Below are 19,257 nucleotides of genomic sequence, written 5' to 3'. Positions count from 1 at the left end.
TCAACCGATTCTACAAAATGTTTGGCGCAAGTACCGCCCCGAACCACATTCCGGATAACATCGCGGGCCCGAATGCGATCGTCGTCGCCCTCAGACTGCGCTTTGCAGCGGCGGTTATGAGGGCCACGATGCCCGCGATGAGCATCATGATGATGAAGACAAGCGCCGGTGCCCAGGCGGAGAAAAGGGTGGGCACGCAGAACACGATGAAGACGAGTTTGACGTCGCCAAGGCCCATTGTGCGTGCGTGCAGCACCCGTCCGATCAGGTAGAGGGAACCGAAGAACAGAACTCCGGCAGCACCGGCGATGAGGCCGAGGACCCAGATCGGAGACTCCCCCAGCAGCTGCCCGAGAACGAGGACGAGCAGTTCGGTGCCGATGAGCGGATACACGATCCGGTCAGGCAGCCGGTGGACGACGATGTCGACGATGACGAGGAACGGCGTGGCTGCAGCGGCTGCGCCTAGGCTCAACGCCAGGAGCAGCCGGTCGAAGGTCCCGAAATCGGCTCCGGGACGTGCGAGGCCGGAATCGAGTGTGGTGTCCGTGCCGGGAAAGAACAGAGCCGCGGCAACAGCGAGGACCGTGCCGAAGATTGTCAGGGGCAGGGGGCGGAAGAGGCGAGTTCTGGAAAGGACGGCGAAGTGTTTGTCATCGGCCAGCCACCATGATCGGGCGCAGGCCAGGAGAACGCCGAGGACGGCGCTGAAGACTGCTGTGGCAACGATCGGCCACCCGTGGAGAACTCCGCTGTCCACCCTCGCCCGCCCTTCCCGTCCTTGTGGTCAGTCGCCTGCTGGTCGGTCGTCCGCCGGGAGGTCATCTGACGGTCGGTCGTCTGACGGTCCGGGTTGGTGTTCGAGCGCGCGATACATGGCTGCTGTGATCACAGCGCGACGGTCTGCGTCCCAGGTCGGGTTGGCAGGAGCATCCGCTGCTTCCGCTGTTGCGACCTCCGTCGTTTCGGCGGCGGCGATGAACATCTCCGACTGTGCGACGGCCTGTTCAACGAGCATCACAGTGCCTTCGACACAGATGAGTCCGTGTGATTTCGCTGCATTAAGGAACCCGGACTCGGCGGCATAGGCGACGTCTAGGGCCACTCCACCACGGAAGCCCGGTGACCATTCCAGCTCCGGGACAGCCTCGGCGGGCAGAGTCGAAATGACCACTGCCGAGGGTTCGATCAGTTTCAGCGGTGCGGTGGTCGCCGACATCCCGAGCCGTGCGCTGAGTTCCAGGACTCGGCGGGCACGGTCAGGGTTTCTGACGAGGAATTCGACCGTGGTGATGCCCAGTTCGTGGCAGGCCATCAGCGCCGAGGCTGCGGTGGCCCCGGCACCGAGAATCGTCGCCCTGTCGGCACCGTCATGTTCGGCGGTGCTCACACCTGCTGTCGCGCCGAGGACGACGACCGCGGCCGATATCGCAGCGGTGACAGCGCCTCCCCGGCAGGTGGTCAGGCCCGGGGTCAACGCGCGCACGATTCCCTGCACATCGGTGTTGGCCACCGATGTCACCCCGTGCCGGCGAACCAAGGTGTTCGCCACCCCGGTCAGCGTCGCCGTGTCATCGAGGCCCCACCCGTGGGTGAGCGCAAGTTCGACAAGCCGTTCCTTCAGAGGCATCGTGACAGAGAACCCGACCTGGCTTGGATGAGCGGCCAGAAAGGTTTCCAGTTCATCGGCGCCGAGGTCGAAGCTGGTGTATTCGCTGCCGTGAAGACCAAGAGCGTGGAACGCCGCACGATGCAGCAGCGGCGATTTGGAGTGGGCGATCGGGCGACCGAGCACCGCTGCCGAGATCGTCATTTGTCGCCCTTGTCCTCTCCGTGCTCCTTGAGCCACTTCCGGTAGATCTCAACGTTCTTCCGGTGCTCGTCGAAGGTGTCGGCGAACTTGGTCTCCCCGGTGTCCGGGTTCGTGGCTACGAAGAACTGCCAGTCTCCCTTAGTCGGGTTGAGGGCGGCGTCGACTGCGCCGGAGCTGGGCGAATTGATCGGCCCCGGAGGCAGACCCTTCTTCTTGTACGTGTTGTACGGACTGTCGGACTTGCGCTCCTTCTTCGTCGTCGTCAGGTCACTGCGTGCACCGTGGATATATGCGACGGTCGCATCGGACTGGAGCAGTTTGCCGGTCTTCGAGTCGTCCGAGATTCGGTTGAGGAAGACGCGCGCGACCTTCTTCCGGACCTCTTCATCGCCGGGTGATTCGATTTCGACGAGGCTGGCCAGGGTCATGATCCGATTCGCATCGTCGAGGTCGATGTCAGCGTTCTCGATCTCCGCCTTCGTCTTGTCTACCATTTCGGACACGATGTCCTCGGCGGTCTTGTCTTTGTTGAGATCGTAGGTCGCCGGGTACAGATACCCTTCGAGGCTGGGGGCATCGACGTCGAGGCTGTAGTCCTTCGGGGTCTTGTCGTCGATGGCTTTGTCGACCGCTTCGGCCTTCATTCCCGATTCGACCATCGTAGATTTGATCTGGTCGATCTTGCGCCCCTCGGCGATCGTGATCTTGGGAGGTTTGATCGGATTGACGATCGCCTCGACCGCTGCCTTGGAGCTCATCTTCTCGCGCATGATGATCGGGCCGGCTTGGATCGTGATGTCGCGACGTTCGACCTCATCGAGGAACGGTTCGGAGTTCATGATCACTCCGGCTTCGACAAGCTGGTTGGCCACCGAGCGCGCTGAGGACCCCGGTGGAATGTCAATCGAGACTTCGCTGGTGCCGGCGCCCTCGTAATCGCCCTTCGGTCCGAACAGGTCGTCGAAGACTCCGCCTGCGGCTCTGATGCCGAAGAATCCGCCGATGCCGAAGACCAGCACACAGATGACGACGATGGCCGTCGTCCGCCGCCTGCGCAGCATCCGGCGGTGTTTCTTTGCTTTGAGATCGGACCTGGACAGCCCTTCGTCTTCCGAGAACTCGCCTGGGAACGGGCTCATTGCTCACTCTCCTCGTCGGGCATTGCTCGACCGGCTGGCTCACCGGTGTTGTGTTCGAATTCGAGGGCATTCTGCAAGATGATCACAGCAGCTTGGGCGTCGACGATCTCACGGCGCTGCCGCGAGTTCTTCCCTGCAGCTGCGAGGGCGTGATGAGCTTCGACCGTGGTGAAGCGCTCATCGACGAGACGGATGGGTGTCGACGTGGCGACGCTGATCCGTCTGGCGAACTCGAGAGCAGTGGCTGCCGCCGCCCGGGCCGCTCCATCGAGGGATTTCGGGTCCCCGATGAGCAGTTCGATCGGCTCGTATTCGTCGATGATGTCCCGCAGCGCGCGCAGCGCAGCGGGTTCGTCGGTCCGCTGCACCACGGTCAGTGGTGTGGCGAGGATGCCATCAGGGTCGCTGCTGGCCACCCCGATGCGCACCGAACCGATGTCGAGGCCCACACGTCGGCCTCGGCGGAAACTCACTGGAGGGCTGCCTTGACCGCTGCAATGGATGCTGGGATCGCGGCGACATCGCTGCCGCCACCCTGGGCGAGATCGGGTTTTCCGCCTCCACCGCCGCCGAGTTCACCGCAGGCCAGGGAGACGAGTTTGCCGGCCTGGTGACCTTCCTCTCGTGAGGCGGGAGTCGTGGCGACCACGACGACGGGCTTTCCATTGCTGGTCCCTATGCCAAGAACCACGGCGGAGCGTTCGGAGACGCGGCTGCGCAGGTCAGTGACGACGGTGCGGATGTCTCCGGCGTTTGAGACCTCGCCGAGTTCGGCGACGATGAACAACGTCGATCCCACGGTTTCAGCGTTGTCGAGGAACTTCCCGGCCGAAGCCAGGAGCTGCTGGGAGTTCAGGCGCGCGATCTCCTTCTCCGCGTCCTTGAGCTTGCTCATCAGATCCCCGACGCGTTCGCGCACATCGGTTCCGGGCACCTTGAGCATGTCGGAGAGCGAGGAGACGATGCTGCGTTCGGCGGCCAGTGAACGGAATGCGTCCATGCCGACAGCAGCTTCGATGCGGCGTACACCGGAGCCTACGGAAGCTTCGGACAGCACGGAGATCGGACCGACCTCGGACGAGGCACCGACATGGGTACCACCGCAGAGTTCACGGGAGAAGGGCCCGCCGATGTCGACGACGCGCACGATGTTCGGGTACTTTTCGCCGAAGAGTGCCATCGCACCGGATTTCCTGGCGTCCTCGAACGGCAGGAACTCCGTGCCGACCTCATAGTTGGAACGCACCGCGAGGTTCGCGACGTCTTCGATCTCTGCCCGCATCTGCTGACTCGGAGCTTCAGGGAAGGAGTAGTCGAAGCGCATGTAGCCCGGCTGGTTCATCGAACCAGCCTGGACAGCATGGGTGCCGAGAATCTCGCGCAGGGCAGCGTGGACGAGGTGGGTGGCGGTGTGAGCCTGCGAGCCCTGGAACCGGTGGTCGTGGTCGACGACGGCCAGGACTTCGGCACCGACGTGGATCTCACCGTCGATGACTTCGACCCTGTGTGCGGGCAGCCCCTTGATGGGATTCTGCACGTCGAGGACGCTTGCGGTGAAGCCATGGCCCTTGATCTGGCCGATGTCTGCGCGCTGACCGCCGGCTTCGGCGTAGAACGGAGTCAGGTCGAGGATGAGGTCTGCGGTCTGTCCCGTAGTCAGGACTTCCTGAGCGAGTCCGTCGACGACGATTCCGCGCACCCGGGAGTCAGCTTCGAGCCGGTCGTAGCCGACGAACTCGGAGGCACCGTCTTCGAGCAGTGCGGAGTACGCGGAGAGGTCGGCGTGCCCCCCGCCCTTCTTCGACTTCGCATCGGCCTTCGCACGTGTCCGCTGTTCGCTCATGAGGGCGCGGAAGCCCTCTTCGTCGACGTTCACACCCTGTTCGGAAGCCATCTCCAGGGTCAGGTCGATGGGGAATCCGTGGGTGTCGTGGAGGGCGAATGCGACGTCGCCGCTCAGTGTCTTGTTCGACTCCGGAAGCGAGGCCGCAGCGTTCTGGAACAGCTGAGTGCCCGATTCCAGGGTCCGCAGGAAGGCCTTCTCTTCGGCATAGGCGATACGGGAGATGCGATCGAAGTCGGTCTCCAGCTCGGGGTAGGAGAGTTTCATCGACTGCATGGACACCGGCAGCAGTTCCGGCAGAACCTCACTGGTCACGCCGAGGAGACGCATCGCACGCACAGCGCGGCGCAGGAGACGGCGCAGGATGTAGCCGCGACCTTCGTTTCCGGGACGCACACCGTCGCCGATGATGACGAGAGACGAACGCACATGGTCGGCCACGACGCGCATCTGCACATCGGCCTCATGTTCGTTACCGTAGCGGTGGCCGGAGAGGCGGCTGGCGGCCTCGATGACAGGGAACACCTCGTCGATCTCGTACATGTTCTCGACACCCTGGAGCAGGAAGGCGACGCGTTCGAGCCCCATACCGGTGTCGATGTTCTTAGCGGGGAGGTCGCCGGCGATATCGAAGTCGACTTTGGAGCGAACCTCGCTGAGTTCGAACTCCATGAACACGAGGTTCCAGATCTCGATGTAGCGGTCCTCATCGGCCACGGGGCCGCCTTCGACACCGTAGTCCGGGCCACGGTCGAAGTAGATCTCGGAGCAGTAGCCACCAGGGCCAGGCTGTCCGGTGTGCCAGAAGTTGTCCTCATTGTCGCGCGGCTGGATGCGCTCGCGCGGAATCGAGGTCTCTTCGAGCCAAAGATCGATGGTCTCAATGTCGTCTTCATGGACAGTTGCCCACAGTCGGTTCTTATCGAAGCCGAACCCGCCGTCGTCTACGGAATTCGTCAGCAGACCCCAGGCGAAGCGAATGGCTTCGCGCTTGAAGTAGTCGCCGAAGGAGAAGTTGCCATTCATCTGGAAGAAGGTGCCGTGTCGGGTGGTCTTGCCGACTTCTTCGATGTCACCGGTGCGCACGCACTTCTGGACGCTCGTAGCGCGATTGAACGGGGCGGGCTCTCGACCGGTGAGATACGGAATGAACTGCACCATTCCCGCGATGTTGAACAGGATCGATGGATCGGAGCTGATCACCGACGCTGAGGGGACGACTGCGTGCCCGTTCGCTTCGAAGTAGTCCAACCAGCGCTGTTTGATCTCTGCCGTCTTCATCCATGGCCTTTCACATCTTGCGTGTGCACTCTTGCACTCATCAGTGATTAGTTTAGTGGCTCATCCACATTATGCGAGGTGCCGACGCTGCGCGCCGCCGACCCGCGGGTGAATGCACAACTGCCCGGAACTCGACGTTCCGGGCAGTTGATGTCGTGCGATCCCTCTGGGGTGATCAGCGCGAGTAGTGCTCGACGACCAGCTGAACGTCGACGGTCACAGGGACCTCTTCGCGCTTGGGGCGACGAACCAGAGTGGTCTGCAGACCCTCGAGGTTGACGTTGAGGTAACCCGGAACTGCAGGGAGAACATCCTTGTGTCCACCGGCTGCGGCGACCTGGAACGGATCCATCGATGCGCTGCGTTCGTGAACCTGGATGGTCTGTCCTTCCTTCACGCGGAATGAAGGACGATCGACGCGCTGGCCGTCAACGGTGATGTGACGGTGCACGACGAACTGACGCGCCTGGGCAATGGTGCGGGCGAAGCCCGAACGCAGAACCAGGGCGTCGAGACGCATTTCGAGGAGCTCGACCATGGTCTCACCGGTCAGACCGGAGAGGCGGCTGGACTCCTTGTAGATCTTGAGCATCTGAGCTTCGCGGATGCCGTACTGGGCGCGAAGACGTTGCTTCTCCTTGAGGCGGACCGAGTAGTCGCTGTCATTGCGACGACGTGCGCGGCCGTGCTCGCCTGGAGGATACGGGCGACGCTCGAAGTACTTCTCCGCTTTCGGAGTCAGCGGCATGCCGAGGGCGCGCGAGACGCGCGTCATCCGGCGGTTACGTGCTGGTGCTGGCACAGTATTACCTTTCATCAATGTAGTGTGTCTCGACCGGCCATAGGTTCTCGCCCTAGTCGACACGGTTGTTTCCCAGGATGGGAAAGAGGGATTGAGCGTCGAGATACGCTCGCACCGACCGCCTTTAGCTTGCAGGCACAACAGCTACCCACTTTAGCGGATTCCATTCCCCCTGCGCAAAGCGGAATCGACCGGAGAATCCGCACTCAGCCGAACAACAGAAAGACCGCCAACCCTGCGGTCAGCCGTTGGCAGGCTGTCCTCCGTCATCGGGCCGTCGCTTCGTGGGCAGACGCATCGCCGCATCGGCGACTTCGGCTCCCGAACCACCGTAGATGTTGACGACTGTGTGAACTCCTGCCGCAGTCAGAGCATCGGCCTGATCTTGGCGCTGAACCACTGCGGCGATGGCACCATCGAAAGCGGCTATCCTCAGCTGCTCCAGTGCAAAGGTGTTCGAGTCGTGGATCGCCATAGCCAAAATCACGGTTCGAGCGGACCCACCGACGACCAGGCGGTGCCAGAATTCGTGATCGGTGGCATCACCTTCGAGCACATTGAACTTCTCTCGCTTCAGCTCCTCCACCACCTGGTGGTCATTGTCGACACCGATGACTGAGAGTCCTCCGTTGTCGACCAGCCTTTCGTAGGCGCCGCGACCGATGCGCCCCATCCCCAGCACCACCACCTCGGCGGACCCGGTGTCGATCGGACGGTCCGGCAGTCGCAGTTTCGATTCGTTCTCGTCAGGCAGGATCTCATCGAGTCGGCCGACGATCTGCAGGCTGTAGGCATTGGCGAGGGAGGAGATGATCATGCCGATGGCGACGGCCAAGGCGGTCACGGTCAGCCAACTGTCCTCGAACACTCCGTTGGCCGCTCCGACGGCCACCACGATGAGGGCGAATTCGGAGAAGTTGCTCAACGCGAGACTGGTGCGGATGCTGGTCCGATTCCGCAGGCCGAAGAGGCGCCCCATCAAATAGAAGCTGAGGAAGTTGAAGGGAATGAGGATCACGCAGAGGATGAGCGCCATGAGCAGGTCGGCCCAGGTCGGGATCGCCTGCAGTCCGATGACGACGAAGAAGGCGACGAGGAAGAGTTCCTTGACGCTGAACAAAGACTTCGACAATTCGCTGGATCTGGGATGGCTGGCAAAGAGCAGACCCATCACCAAGGCACCGAGGTCGCCGTGGATGCCCACGGACACGAATGCCACGTATCCCGGCCCCAGCGCCATCACCACACCGAAGAGGACGAGCAGCTCGCCACGGCCGACTCGGTCGAGGACGCGACGCAGAACCCAAGCGGCGGGAACGACAAGGACGAGGGCGAAGGCCCACGGGCTCGGTGGCTCCTCCCCCGCAACAGTGATGAAGGCGACCGCAGCGATGTCTTGGATGACGAGAATCGCAATGGCGATCTGACCGTAGTAAGACCCGTCGTCGGAGCGATCCTCGAGGACCTTGACGACGAGAACCGTTGAGGAGAACGACAGTGCGAAGCCGAGCAGACCGATCGTGCCCAGCCCGCCATCGAGTGACACGACACCCACGACCGCGGCGAGCCCGATCGTGCCCGCTCCGACGAAGACACTGGAGATCATGTGGAGCGCGGCAGTACCGTAGGCCTCGGGCTGCAGGAGAGATCGCAGATCGAATTTGAGTCCGATGGTGAAGAGGAGCAGGACCACGCCTAGGTCGGAGACCTGCTCGAGCCCGTCGAATGCTGTGACACCGAGGAAGTGAAGCAGGAAACCTGCGCCGAGGAAGCCCACCAATGGTGGGATGCGCAGTTCACGCGCCACCAGTCCCAGCGCGAGGGCCGCCGCGATGGTGACGATGATGTCCTCCACGTCGACCCCCCTCGGCCTCTTTGGCACCAACTCACCGAGCGTGGCGGCGGCGCGCTTTCACCCTGTGCACAAAACTACCGTGTCACACGAGCCAAAGGGAGGAATTCGGGGCGAATATCGTCAGACGGGTGCCGGCCTCAGGGTCGGAGCAGTCGCTGAAGCATCTCGAGTCTCTCCCCCAGCGAACGTTCCATGCCATTGCCTGTCGGTTCATAGTAGCGCTTTCCACGCAGGGTTTCGGGCAGGTATTCCTGGGCGGCGACCCCATGAGGATGATCGTGGGAGTACTTGTAGCCTTCGCCGTGACCGAGTTCCTTGGCTCCGGGATAATGGGCGTCGCGCAGATGCGTGGGCACCTGTCCCGAGAAACCGTTCTTGACGTCAGCGATCGCTGCGTCCAGTGCCCGGTAGCTGGCGTTCGACTTCGGCGCCATGGCCAGATAGGTGACCGCCTCGGCCAGGGGGATGCGACCTTCGGGCATCCCGATGTTCTGCACGGCCGTTGATGCCGCCACCGCGATCGGCAGCGCCTGCGGATCGGCCATCCCGATGTCCTCGGCAGCCGATATCACAACGCGTCGGGCGATGAACCGGGGATCTTCCCCGGCGACGATCATCCTAGCCAGGTAGTGCAACGCGGCGTCGACGTCTGAGCCGCGAATGGATTTGATGAATGCGGAGACGACGTCATAGTGCTGGTCGCCGTTCTTGTCGTAGCGCAGCACCGTTTCGGAGCTGGCCTCGGCACAGGCGGCCTCGGTGATGAGGATTGCTCGAGTCTCGGAGTCCGAGTCAGTCGAGTCCTCGCCTTCGACCTCTGAGTCTGCCTCATCGTCTGCGTCTCCATCGGCATCAGCATCAGCATCAGCATCAGCATCAGCCGAGTCTCCGCCAGCCGCCTCGGCGAATTCCGCCTGTGCGGCAGCGATTCCGGCAGCGGCTTCGAGGATCGTCAGGGAGCGTCGGGCATCGGCACCGGCGATGCGGACAATGAAGTCCTTCGCGGCCGGTGCGAGTTCGAACTGCCCGGCCAGACCGCGTTCGCTGGTCATGGCCCGGTCGAGGAGATCGGCGACGGCGGCATCGTCGAGTGGACGCAACGTCAGCAGCAGCGAGCGGGACAGCAACGGGGAGATGACGGAGAAGGACGGGTTCTCGGTCGTCGCGGCGACGAGAACGACGAGGCGGTTCTCCACTGCCGGCAGCAGCGCGTCTTGCTGCGCCTTTGAGAACCGGTGGATCTCGTCGAGGAACAGCACAGTCGTGCGCTGATACATGTCGCGCTCACGCCTGGCGTTCTCAATCACCTGGCGCACGTCCTTGACGCCGGCGGTGATCGCGGAGAGTTCGACGAAGGTGCGGCCCGGTGCGTGGGAGATGACGTGGGCCAGGGTGGTTTTGCCGACGCCGGGAGGACCCCACAGGATCACCGATGAGGCTCCTGCCCGGTCTCCCCCGCTGGCTTCGACGAGCTGGACGAGAGGCGAGCCGGGGAATGTCAGATGATCTTGGCCGACCACCTCGGAGATGGTGCGCGGACGCATCCGCACCGCTAACGGATCGAGGGCACGCCCCGAACCGACGGAGGAACCACCGACGCCCGGACCAGGAGATCCCTGGCCCGGGCTGTCGGAGGAGAAGAGGTCAGGGCCGTCGGTCATCAGGCCTCAGCGTCGTCGTCTTCCGGTTCGAAGTCCACGCCGGCCTCTGCACGCTGTGTGTCGGTGATCGGCGCGGGAGCCTGGGTGAGCGGATCGTATCCGGCACCGGTCTTCGGGAAGGCGATGACTTCACGGATCGAGTCGACCCCGGCGAGCAGGGACACGATGCGGTCCCAACCGAAGGCGATGCCTCCGTGTGGTGGTGCGCCGAATTTGAAGGCTTCGAGGAGGAAGCCGAACTTCTCCTGAGCGTCCTCTTCCGAGATGCCCATGATCTTGAACACGCGTTCCTGAACATCCTTGCGGTGGATACGGATCGAACCGCCGCCGATCTCGTTGCCGTTGCAGACGATGTCATAGGCGTAGGCCAGGGCTGCGCCGGGATCGGATTCCAGGGTCTCGAGGAATTCGGGCTTCGGAGCGGTGAAGGCGTGGTGGACTGCGGTCCACGATCCCTCGCCGACGGCGACGTCGCCTGCTGCCTGTGCCGCGGCTGCGGATTCGAAGAGAGGTGCGTCGACGACCCACACGAAGGCCCAGTCGCCTTCCTTGATGAGTCCGGTGCGTTCGGCGATCTCGTTGCGGGCCGCACCTAGGAGTGAACGCGAGCTCGCAGGGTCACCGGCGGCGAAGAAGATCGCGTCACCGGGGTTGGCTCCGGCAGCCTCGACGAGGCCGGCCTTCTCCTCATCGGAGATGTTCTTGGCCACAGGACCGGTCAGGGTTCCGTCTTCGCCCACGAGGACGTAGGCCAGGCCCTTAGCGCCGCGCTGCTTTGCCCAGTCCTGCCAGCCGTCGAGCTGACGGCGGGGCAGGGTGCCTCCGCCGGGGTAGACGACTGAGCCGACGTACTCGGACTGGAAAACCCGGAACGGAGTCTCCGAGAAGAAGTCCGTGAGATTATGCAGTTCGAGTTCGAAGCGCAGATCGGGCTTGTCGCTGCCGTACTTCTCCATAGCATCGGCGTAGGTGATGTGTGGGATCGGCGTCGTGATCTCGTGACCGATGAGCTTCCACAGAGCAACGAGGATCTTCTCCGCCAGAGCAATGATGTCCTCCTGCTCGACGAAGGAGGCTTCGATGTCGAGCTGGGTGAACTCCGGCTGCCGGTCGGCACGGAAGTCCTCGTCGCGGTAGCAGCGAGCCAGCTGGTAGTAGCGTTCCATGCCGGCCACCTGCAGGAGTTGCTTGAACAGCTGCGGTGACTGCGGCAGGGCGTACCAGGAGCCGGGCTGCAGACGTGCGGGAACCAGGAAGTCACGCGCGCCCTCAGGTGTGGACCGGGTCAGGGTCGGGGTCTCGATCTCGAGGAAGTCCTGCTCATCGAGGACCGTACGGGCGGCCTTGTTCGCGGCCGAGCGCAGACGCATCGTGGCGGCTGGACCGGACCGGCGCAGGTCGAGGTAGCGGTAGCGCAGGCGAGTCTCCTCACCAACGATGCCGGCATCTTCGGCGTGGTCGGAGACCTGGAACGGCAGAGCCTCAGCGAGGCTGAGGATCTCGACGTTCGTGTCGATGACCTCGACGTCACCTGTAGGCAGGTTGGCGTTGGTGTTGCCCTCGGGACGCAGGGACACGGTACCGGTGACCTTGACGACGGTCTCGTTGCGCAGTGCGTGCGCATCGTCCTCACGGACGACGACCTGGACGATCCCCGATGCGTCACGCAGATCGATGAAGGCGACACCTCCGTGATCGCGACGGCGGTCGACCCACCCGGAGAGGGTGACGGTCTGTCCTGCGTGTGAGGCTCGCAGGCTTCCGGTTTCATGGCTTCGCAGCACCTAGGGCTCCTTTACGATGTTTATGTGGCAGCGCGTGAACAATGATAGTGCCTCGCCGCATGATTGCTGGCACGGCCCACTGCAGGCCATCCGCTGAGGGGCACGAGAAAGAGGATGACATGAGCACTGGTGGTACAGGCACGGAGGGACTCGACTCGGACGTGGGAACTGACCCCACCTCGGCGCAGGTCGAGGTCGCAGCCGAGACGTTTCGCATGCTCGCGTCCGGGACGCGATTGCGTCTGGTGTGGAGCCTGGTCAACCAGGAACTCGATGTCTCTTCCCTCGCCGAGGCGATCGGTGCGGCCGTGCCCACCGTGAGTCAGCATCTGGCGAAGATGAGATTGGCGGGCCTGATCTCGTCTCGTCGAGACGGGCGTCGGATCTTCTACACCGTCGATGACCCGCATGTGGTCTCGATGGTGCGTGAGATCTTCGATCACATCGCCCCGGACGGATCGCTGGCTCCCGACCCGCCCGTGAGCGATTCCTGAAACAGGGCAGACTCAGCACACGTCAGCTCAGGTGATCGCCAGCCCGCCTGACGTCATTCCCGATATACCCGGGGCCTGCGGTCAGCGTCGACAGGCTCCCAAGTCGCCGGGTCTGCCGAGGCCTGCTCGCCGGAGCGGATGTCCTTGATTTCGTGACCACTCTCACCATCGGTGAACCAGACGAAGGGGATCCCTCGACGTTCGGCGTAGCGAATCTGCTTGCCGAACTTCGCCGCGCTCGGTGAGACCTCGCAGGCGATGTCGCGGGCACGCAGAGCGGTGGCCACCGCATCGGCTTCGCTGCGCTTGTCCTCTTCAGTCACGGCAACGACTACGGCCGAGGGTGTTCCGCGTGTGGCTTTGATGCCGCTTTCAGCATCGAGGATGAAGGCCATAAGGCGAGAAACGCCGATCGACATGCCGACGCCCGGGTAGCTCTTCTTCCCCACGGTCACGAGTGAGTCGTAGCGTCCGCCCGAGGCCACCGATCCGAGCTCCTCATGTCCGATCAGCTGCGTTTCATAGACGGCCCCCGTGTAGTAGTCGAGTCCGCGCGCGATCTTCAGCTGCGCCACAACGACACCGGGCGCTCGGTCGTGGGCGGCGCGGAGCATGGTGGTCAGAGAGTCGAGTCCCTCGTCGAGCAGCGGGTGCTCGACTCCGAGGGCACGCACGTCGTCTGCGAAGTCCGGCGAGTCCGATTCGATCGCAGCCAGTTCAAGGCACAGTCGCTGCTGTTCCTCGTTCGCATCGGCTTCGGCGGCCAACAGCTTACCCACCTCGGCGGGGCCGATCTTGTCGTACTTGTCGAGGCAGCGCAGGACAGCCTGGATGTTCGTCAGACCGATGCCACGAGCGAACCCTTCGAGGAGCCTGCGATCGTTGACGACGATCTTGACTCCTGGCACGCCCAGCGGCGCCAGCCGGCTGAAGGCATCGGCGACGGCAAGCGGAATCTCGACTTCGAAGTGGCCGGGCAGCTCCGCCTCGGCGATGACGTCGATATCTGCCTGGATGAACTCGCGGTACCTGCCTTGCTGAGGTCGTTCACCACGCCATACCGGCTGGATTCGGGCTGCCTTGAACGGGAAGGAGAGTTCGTTCGCGTTATCTGCGATGTACCGTGCCAACGGCACAGTGAGGTCGAAGTGCAGACCCAGTGGATTGCGCTCGCTGCCATCGGAGTGCAGCCGGCTCACGGCGAAGATCTCCTTGTCGATCTCTCCGTCCTTTGCCAGCTGGCTGATCGGCTCGACTGCACGGTGGTTGAGTGCCGAGTATCCATGCAGCGCGAAGGTGTGGTCGAGGACGTCGATGATCGACTTCTCGATGACGCGTTCTGCTGGAAGTCGTTCCGGGAATCCGGACAGTCGGGCTGACTTCGCCATTATTCTCCTAGGTGCTCGTCGCTTCTGATGGGGTTCGGGTGCTGTCGGTGCTCGGTTGGTCTGCCCGAGCTGAACGGATTCGTTCCTAGAAGAACGGGTTCGTCGCCAGCTCGTGCCCGACTCGAGATCCTGGACCGTGTCCAGGATAGATGGGAACGTCGGGCAGTGTCGCAAACGCCTGCAGTGATTCTGCCATCGCCGAGGCATCTCCTCCTGGCAGATCGACCCGGCCGATCGCTCCGGCAAAGACCACGTCGCCGGTGAAGATGATCTCCTCACCGTCGGCTTCCACTCGCAGGAGAGTCGATCCTTCCGTGTGTCCAGGTGCTGCCACAGCGGTGATGGTCAGTCCTGCGACCTCCACGGTCTGCGCATCGACGAGAGCGTTCACCTCGGGTGCCGACCAGTCCTTGACAAGTGGCTGAAGCAGCTGAGCAAACTGCGGACTCAGCGTTTCGGCGGGCCGGTCCAGGCGGTAGTGGTCTGTCTCGCCCAGGTAGACGGGCACATTCCAGCGGGCCAGCACGTTGGTCAGTCCGAGGATGTGGTCGGGGTGACCGTGGGTGAGGAAGATGGCGCGAGGCACCAGTTTCTCCTCGTCTACGATTTCGGCAAGGCCGGGTGCGCAGTCGAATCCTGAGTCGATGAGAATACAGTCGTCACGGCCTTCTGCACGCACGGCGTAGCAGTTGACGTCGAGAAATTCGGCACGGGTAACAAATACATCCATGCTCAAAGTCTATCCAGAGCCTGGGGCTTAGTTATGCTGGGATAACGTCAATCAGGAAATCGAGTGATCTGCAGGCACAGAGTCCCGCAGGTTCGACCGATGGAAACAAGGTGAGAATCATGTCGACCCCGACACCGAAGCCGGTCCCGCGCCCGTCCTCTCTGCCCCGCCCGCAGGCGGCACAGACCGTGACCGGGACAACCGTTGATCATGATGCCGAAGTCCGGCGCGCAATCGAGCACGGTCGCGCTGACCAGGAGGGCAATGTCTTCGTCGTCACTGCCGACGGCGAGCGGGCGGTCGGGCAGTATCCCGACGCCACTCCCGAAGAAGCCTTGGAATACTTCGCTAAGAAGTACGTCGAACTCGTGGAGAACGCAGCGCTTCTCCGCAACCGCCTGTCCGCCGGAGCCCCGGGCCGCGAGGTCGTCTCTGCCGCGAAGACCCTGCAGGAGACTCTGCCAGAGGCCAATGTCGTCGGTGATCTCAAGGGCCTGTCTGCCACCTTGGATACCCTGATCTCGGATGCTGAGGCCACCGAGTCGAAGCAGGCTGCTCGTGCAGAGGCAGCAAAGCTAGAGGCCGCGCAGGAACGCGAAGAGATCGTCGCCGAGGCCGAATCATTGGCCAAGCGTGATCCCGCGAAGATCCAGTGGAAGCAGTCAGGGGCACGTCTGCGTGAGCTCTTCGGTCAGTGGAAGGACATGCAGCGCAGCGGTCCCAGGCTGCCGCGTGCTGTGGACCAGGAACTGTGGGGCCGTTTCTCACAGGCTCGGAACACGTTCGAACACAAGCGCAAGGAATTCTTCGCAGAGCTCGACAAGCAGAACTCCGAGGGCAAGCGAATCAAGGAAAAGCTTGTCGTCGAGGCGGAGTCACTGTCTGATTCCACTGACTTCCGAAACGTATCTCAGAAGTACAAAGACCTGATGAACCAGTGGAAGAAGGCTCCACGTGCCTCCCGCAAGGACGATGACGCCCTGTGGGCGCGCTTCCGTGCCGCCCAGGACGTCTTCTTCGCCGCTCGCGACGCAGAGAATGCTGCCGTCGACGAAGAGTACAAGGGCAATCTGGAAGTCAAAGAAGCAATCCTGGCCAGGGCGCAGGGTCTGTTGCCGATCGGCGATATCGGTGTGGCGAAGAAGGAACTGCGCGTCATCCAGGACGAGTGGGAATCCGCTGGCAAGGTGCCGCGAGCCGATGTCTCTCGCATGGAGAACGGACTGCGTGACGTCGAACGTGCCCTCTCCGACGCAGAGAATGCCGAATGGAAGCGCAGCAACCCAGAGACCAAGGCACGAACGTCCGGTGCGCTGAGCCAGCTCGACGATTCGATAGCTGAGTTGGAGCAGAAGTACGAAAAGGCGAAGTCCGGTGGCGATGAGAAGGCTGTCGCTGAGGCACAGTCGGCTCTCGACGCACGTCGGGCCTGGCGCGATCAGCTGGCTCAGACAGCTGCCGAGCTGGGCTGACGCTTCTTCCACAGCCTGGCGAACACGAGTCGAAGTTTATCCACAGATCGCCTCTTCGGTCTTGAACACGCCTCCATACAGCGCAATAGTGTCTGTATGGAGGCGATGTTTCATCTGCGCGATTACAGCTATGAGCACCTCACCGAGCTGACCCTTGATGGTCTGCTGACTCGACTGACCGAGTCCACCTGGGTGCGCAAGGGTGCCGTGCTCAGCTCAGAGGACCGGATGGCTGCATTGCATGCGCAGATCCCGCCACGACTTGTCCTCTCGCATGACATCGCATGGTGGGTCCACAGTGGTCTGGGGCGGGCTCCGCGTCCGCTGACGTTCATCACCTATCCAAGGCGGCGTTATGTCGATGGCAGCGATGTCGTCGTCCACGAGCTCACGATTGCGCGAGACGAGTGGGAACTGATCAACGGTCTGCCCATCACCACAGAGGATAGGACGCTCTACGATCTGCTGCTGCCACATCTGCGCAGCCCCGATGACCGCTCGGCTCAGACCGTGAAGAACCTCATCGACGAACTTCCCGGACGGGCGAGGCAACGGTTCCGACTGTATTTGGCAGAGATGTCGCGCAGGCCTTATGTCGCCCTCATGCGGACCGTGTTCGAGCGGACCTGTGCCGCATCAGATGGTGACAGACGCTGATCCTGTGTAAATCCCCGCCCGGATGCGATCAGCCTCCAGCGATGCGGTAGACGTCGAAGACCCCTTCGACCTTGCGAACTGCTGAGAGCACGGTGTCGAGGTGGCTGGCATCGCTCATCTCGAAGACGAACTTCGACTGAGCCACTCGGGCACGGGAAGTGGCCACAGTGGCAGACAGGATGTTGACGTGGGTCTCGGTGAGAACCTTCGTGATGTCAGAGAGCAGACCGGAACGGTCAAGTGCCTCCACCTGAATTTGAACAAGGTAGATGCCGCTGGTCTTCTCGCCCCAGGAAACATCGACCATCCGCTCGGGTTCGCGTTCCAAGGACCCGATATTGGGACAGTCCACCCGGTGTACGGAGACTCCCGAACCGCGGGTGACGAAGCCAAGGATCTCATCACCCGGCACCGGAGTGCAGCAACGGGCCAGTTTCACCAGAACATCGTCGACGCCTCTGACGGTCACTCCCCCAGATGAGGAATGGTGGCCCGAGGACTGGCCGGTGCGATTACGCGGCGCAGGCGGCAGAACGGCCTCATCGGCGTCGTCTCCGACCTCCTTTGCCAGCAGGTCGACGACGTGGGCAGCTGAGCTCACTCCATTGCCGATCGCGGCGTAGAGGGCGGTGACGTCGGGTAGGCGAAGTTCTGTAGCGACGACCTGCAGTGCTTCTTGGCTCATCAGCGTCTTGGCTGCGAGTGTGTGGCGACGCATTGCTCGCGCCAGCTGTTCGCGACCGTTCTCGATCGCTTCTTCCCGGCGTTCTTTCGAGAACCACTGACGGATCTTGCTGCGTGCGCGGGGACTCTTGACGAAGCCGAGCCAGTCGCGGCTGGGGCCCGCGTTCTCATCTTTGGAGGTGAAGACCTCGACCGAGTCGCCGTTCTTCAGCTCGGTGTCGAGCGCCACGAGACGGCCGTTGACTCGGGCGCCCATTGTCTTGTGCCCGACCTCGGTGTGAACCGCGTATGAGAAGTCGACTGGGGTCGCTCCTGCGGGCAGGCTCATCACATCTCCCTTGGGGGTGAAGACGTAGACCTCCTTGGAATTCACCTCATAGCGGAGGTTGTCGAGGAACTCATCGGGGTCGCTGACCTCGCGCTGCCATTCCAGCAGCTGCCGCAGCCAAGCGGCGTCATCGACTTCGCCTTCATCGGAGACCTTGACCGACCGTGCGGTATTCGACGTCGCGGCATCCGAGGGATTGCGACGGTCTTTGTACTTCCAGTGGGCGGCCACACCGAATTCTGCTCGCCGATCCATTTCATGGGTGCGAATCTGGATCTCGACAGGCTTCCCGTTGGGACCGATCACTGTTGTGTGCAGGCTCTGGTACATATTGTACTTCGGCATCGCGATGTAGTCCTTGAACCGCCCGGGAACAGGATTCCAACGAGCATGGACGATGCCCAGCGTCGCGTAGCATTCGCGGACAGTTTCAACGAGGACGCGGACACCTACGAGGTCGTAGATGTCGGCGAATTCGTGTCCGCGGACGACCATCTTCTGATAGATCGAGTAATAGTGCTTCGGCCGACCCGTGATCGCTGCTTCGATGTTGGATTGCACGAGCTCCGATTGGAGTTCGTTGGAGACCGTGGCCAGGTACTTCTCACGTTCGGGTGCCCTGTCAGCAACGAGACGCACCACTTCGTCATAGACCTTGGGGTGCAGAACCTGGAAGGACAGGTCCTCAAGTTCCCACTTGATCGTGTTCATACCCAGGCGGTGAGCCAAAGGGGCATAGATCTCAAGCGTCTCGCGTGCCTTCTTAGTACTCGAGGAAGCAGGCACGAAACGCCAGGTGCGGGCGTTGTGGAGTCGATCGGCAAGTTTGATGACGAGGACACGGATGTCCTTGGCCATCGCCACGATCATCTTGCGCACGGTCTCAGACTGGGCGGCCTGACCGTAGGTGAGTTTGTCGAGTTTGGTCACCCCGTCGACCATTGCTGCGACTTCGGGACCGAACTCCTCTGTCAGCTCCTTCAGGGAGTAAGAGGTGTCCTCGACCGTGTCATGGAGCAGAGCGGCGGCGAGGGTGACCGGCAACATGCCGATCTCAGCCAGGATGGTGGCCACGGCCACGGGGTGCGTGATGTAGTCGTCGCCGGACCTGCGGGTCTGCCCCCGATGAGCCTGTTCGGCGATCTTGTAGGCCCGCACCACCAGGTCGATGTCGGCCTTCGGGTGGTTGGACTGCAGCGCCCTGATCATCGGGCCCAGAACTCGTGGGTAGCCAGGGTTGTTCTGTGCCCTGGCTGCCCACCAAGCTAAGCGGGAGATGCCTCGCGGACGGCGCGAATCGGCGGAAGAAGCCATGACATCCCCTTT

Annotated in this window: 15 protein-coding genes; 3 read left to right on the top strand and 12 right to left on the bottom strand. The window is 62.6% G+C overall.

All coding sequences use genetic code 11. The annotated features are described in order from the left end of the window. Positions 1 to 10: 10 nt before the first annotated feature. From INT40_RS01105 to aspS, 9 genes are all read right to left on the bottom strand, one after another. Positions 11 to 760, bottom strand: a complete 750-nt coding sequence (locus tag INT40_RS01105; protein ID WP_101570327.1) for a hypothetical protein — start codon at positions 758 to 760, stop codon at positions 11 to 13. Positions 761 to 787: 27 nt separating this feature from the next. Beyond that, positions 788 to 1,813: a shikimate dehydrogenase family protein gene (locus INT40_RS01100; protein WP_193095291.1), complete on the bottom strand. Its 1,026-nt coding sequence runs from the start codon at positions 1,811 to 1,813 to the stop codon at positions 788 to 790. Beyond that, positions 1,810 to 2,952, bottom strand: a complete 1,143-nt coding sequence (gene mltG / locus INT40_RS01095; RefSeq protein WP_101570329.1) for an endolytic transglycosylase MltG — start codon at positions 2,950 to 2,952, stop codon at positions 1,810 to 1,812. Before mltG ends, INT40_RS01100 begins: the two co-directional genes overlap by 4 nt. After that, positions 2,949 to 3,425, bottom strand: a complete 477-nt coding sequence (gene ruvX, locus INT40_RS01090; protein WP_193095290.1) for a Holliday junction resolvase RuvX — start codon at positions 3,423 to 3,425, stop codon at positions 2,949 to 2,951. Before ruvX ends, mltG begins: the two co-directional genes overlap by 4 nt. Next, positions 3,422 to 6,076: an alanine--tRNA ligase gene (gene alaS, locus INT40_RS01085; RefSeq protein ID WP_193095289.1), complete on the bottom strand. Its 2,655-nt coding sequence runs from the start codon at positions 6,074 to 6,076 to the stop codon at positions 3,422 to 3,424. Before alaS ends, ruvX begins: the two co-directional genes overlap by 4 nt. Before the next feature lie 175 nt (positions 6,077 to 6,251). Then, positions 6,252 to 6,893 carry a 30S ribosomal protein S4 gene (gene rpsD, locus INT40_RS01080; protein WP_101570332.1) on the bottom strand — a complete coding sequence of 214 codons (642 nt, stop codon included), beginning with the start codon at positions 6,891 to 6,893 and terminating at the stop codon, positions 6,252 to 6,254. 226 nt (positions 6,894 to 7,119) lie between these two features. After that, on the bottom strand, positions 7,120 to 8,733 hold the full coding sequence (locus INT40_RS01075; protein ID WP_319021912.1) for a cation:proton antiporter family protein: 1,614 nt from the start codon (positions 8,731 to 8,733) through the stop codon (positions 7,120 to 7,122). Between the two features lie 137 nt (positions 8,734 to 8,870). Then, positions 8,871 to 10,394 carry a replication-associated recombination protein A gene (locus tag INT40_RS01070; RefSeq protein WP_193095288.1) on the bottom strand — a complete coding sequence of 508 codons (1,524 nt, stop codon included), beginning with the start codon at positions 10,392 to 10,394 and terminating at the stop codon, positions 8,871 to 8,873. Beyond that, complete coding sequence (gene aspS, locus INT40_RS01065; protein WP_193095287.1) at positions 10,394 to 12,178, bottom strand: aspartate--tRNA ligase; 1,785 nt, start codon at positions 12,176 to 12,178, stop codon at positions 10,394 to 10,396. The genes INT40_RS01070 and aspS overlap by 1 nt, the downstream gene beginning before the upstream one ends. A 119-nt stretch (positions 12,179 to 12,297) precedes the next feature. Here aspS and INT40_RS01060 point away from each other — a divergent pair, with 119 nt between their 5' ends. Further along, a complete protein-coding gene (locus tag INT40_RS01060) occupies positions 12,298 to 12,672 on the top strand; it encodes an ArsR/SmtB family transcription factor (RefSeq protein WP_193070467.1) in 375 nt (124 codons plus the stop codon). 53 nt (positions 12,673 to 12,725) lie between these two features. Here the strand turns inward: INT40_RS01060 and hisS are convergent, their stop codons facing one another. Next, positions 12,726 to 14,060: a histidine--tRNA ligase gene (gene hisS, locus INT40_RS01055; protein WP_193070466.1), complete on the bottom strand. Its 1,335-nt coding sequence runs from the start codon at positions 14,058 to 14,060 to the stop codon at positions 12,726 to 12,728. Between the two features lie 85 nt (positions 14,061 to 14,145). Further along, positions 14,146 to 14,790 carry an MBL fold metallo-hydrolase gene (locus INT40_RS01050; RefSeq protein WP_193095286.1) on the bottom strand — a complete coding sequence of 215 codons (645 nt, stop codon included), beginning with the start codon at positions 14,788 to 14,790 and terminating at the stop codon, positions 14,146 to 14,148. 119 nt (positions 14,791 to 14,909) lie between these two features. On the opposite strand from INT40_RS01050, the gene INT40_RS01045 reads away from it, so the two are divergent. Together INT40_RS01045 and INT40_RS01040 are read left to right on the top strand one after the other, a co-directional pair. Beyond that, entirely contained in the window at positions 14,910 to 16,262 is a 1,353-nt protein-coding gene (locus INT40_RS01045) for a DUF349 domain-containing protein (protein WP_193095285.1), read from the top strand. A gap of 96 nt (positions 16,263 to 16,358) precedes the next feature. Next, positions 16,359 to 16,919, top strand: coding sequence for a hypothetical protein (locus INT40_RS01040; protein ID WP_226830493.1), 561 nt, complete (start codon positions 16,359 to 16,361; stop codon positions 16,917 to 16,919). Between the two features lie 28 nt (positions 16,920 to 16,947). On the opposite strand, the gene INT40_RS01035 is transcribed toward INT40_RS01040, so the two are convergent. Then, positions 16,948 to 19,245: a RelA/SpoT family protein gene (locus tag INT40_RS01035; protein WP_193070463.1), complete on the bottom strand. Its 2,298-nt coding sequence runs from the start codon at positions 19,243 to 19,245 to the stop codon at positions 16,948 to 16,950. Positions 19,246 to 19,257 lie beyond the last annotated feature (12 nt).

Source organism: Brevibacterium sp. FME17, assembly GCF_014897515.1.
Lineage (GTDB): Bacteria > Actinomycetota > Actinomycetes > Actinomycetales > Brevibacteriaceae > Brevibacterium.
Note: the sequence above shows the minus strand (reverse complement) of the source record. Positions and strands in the feature narration are given on the sequence as shown.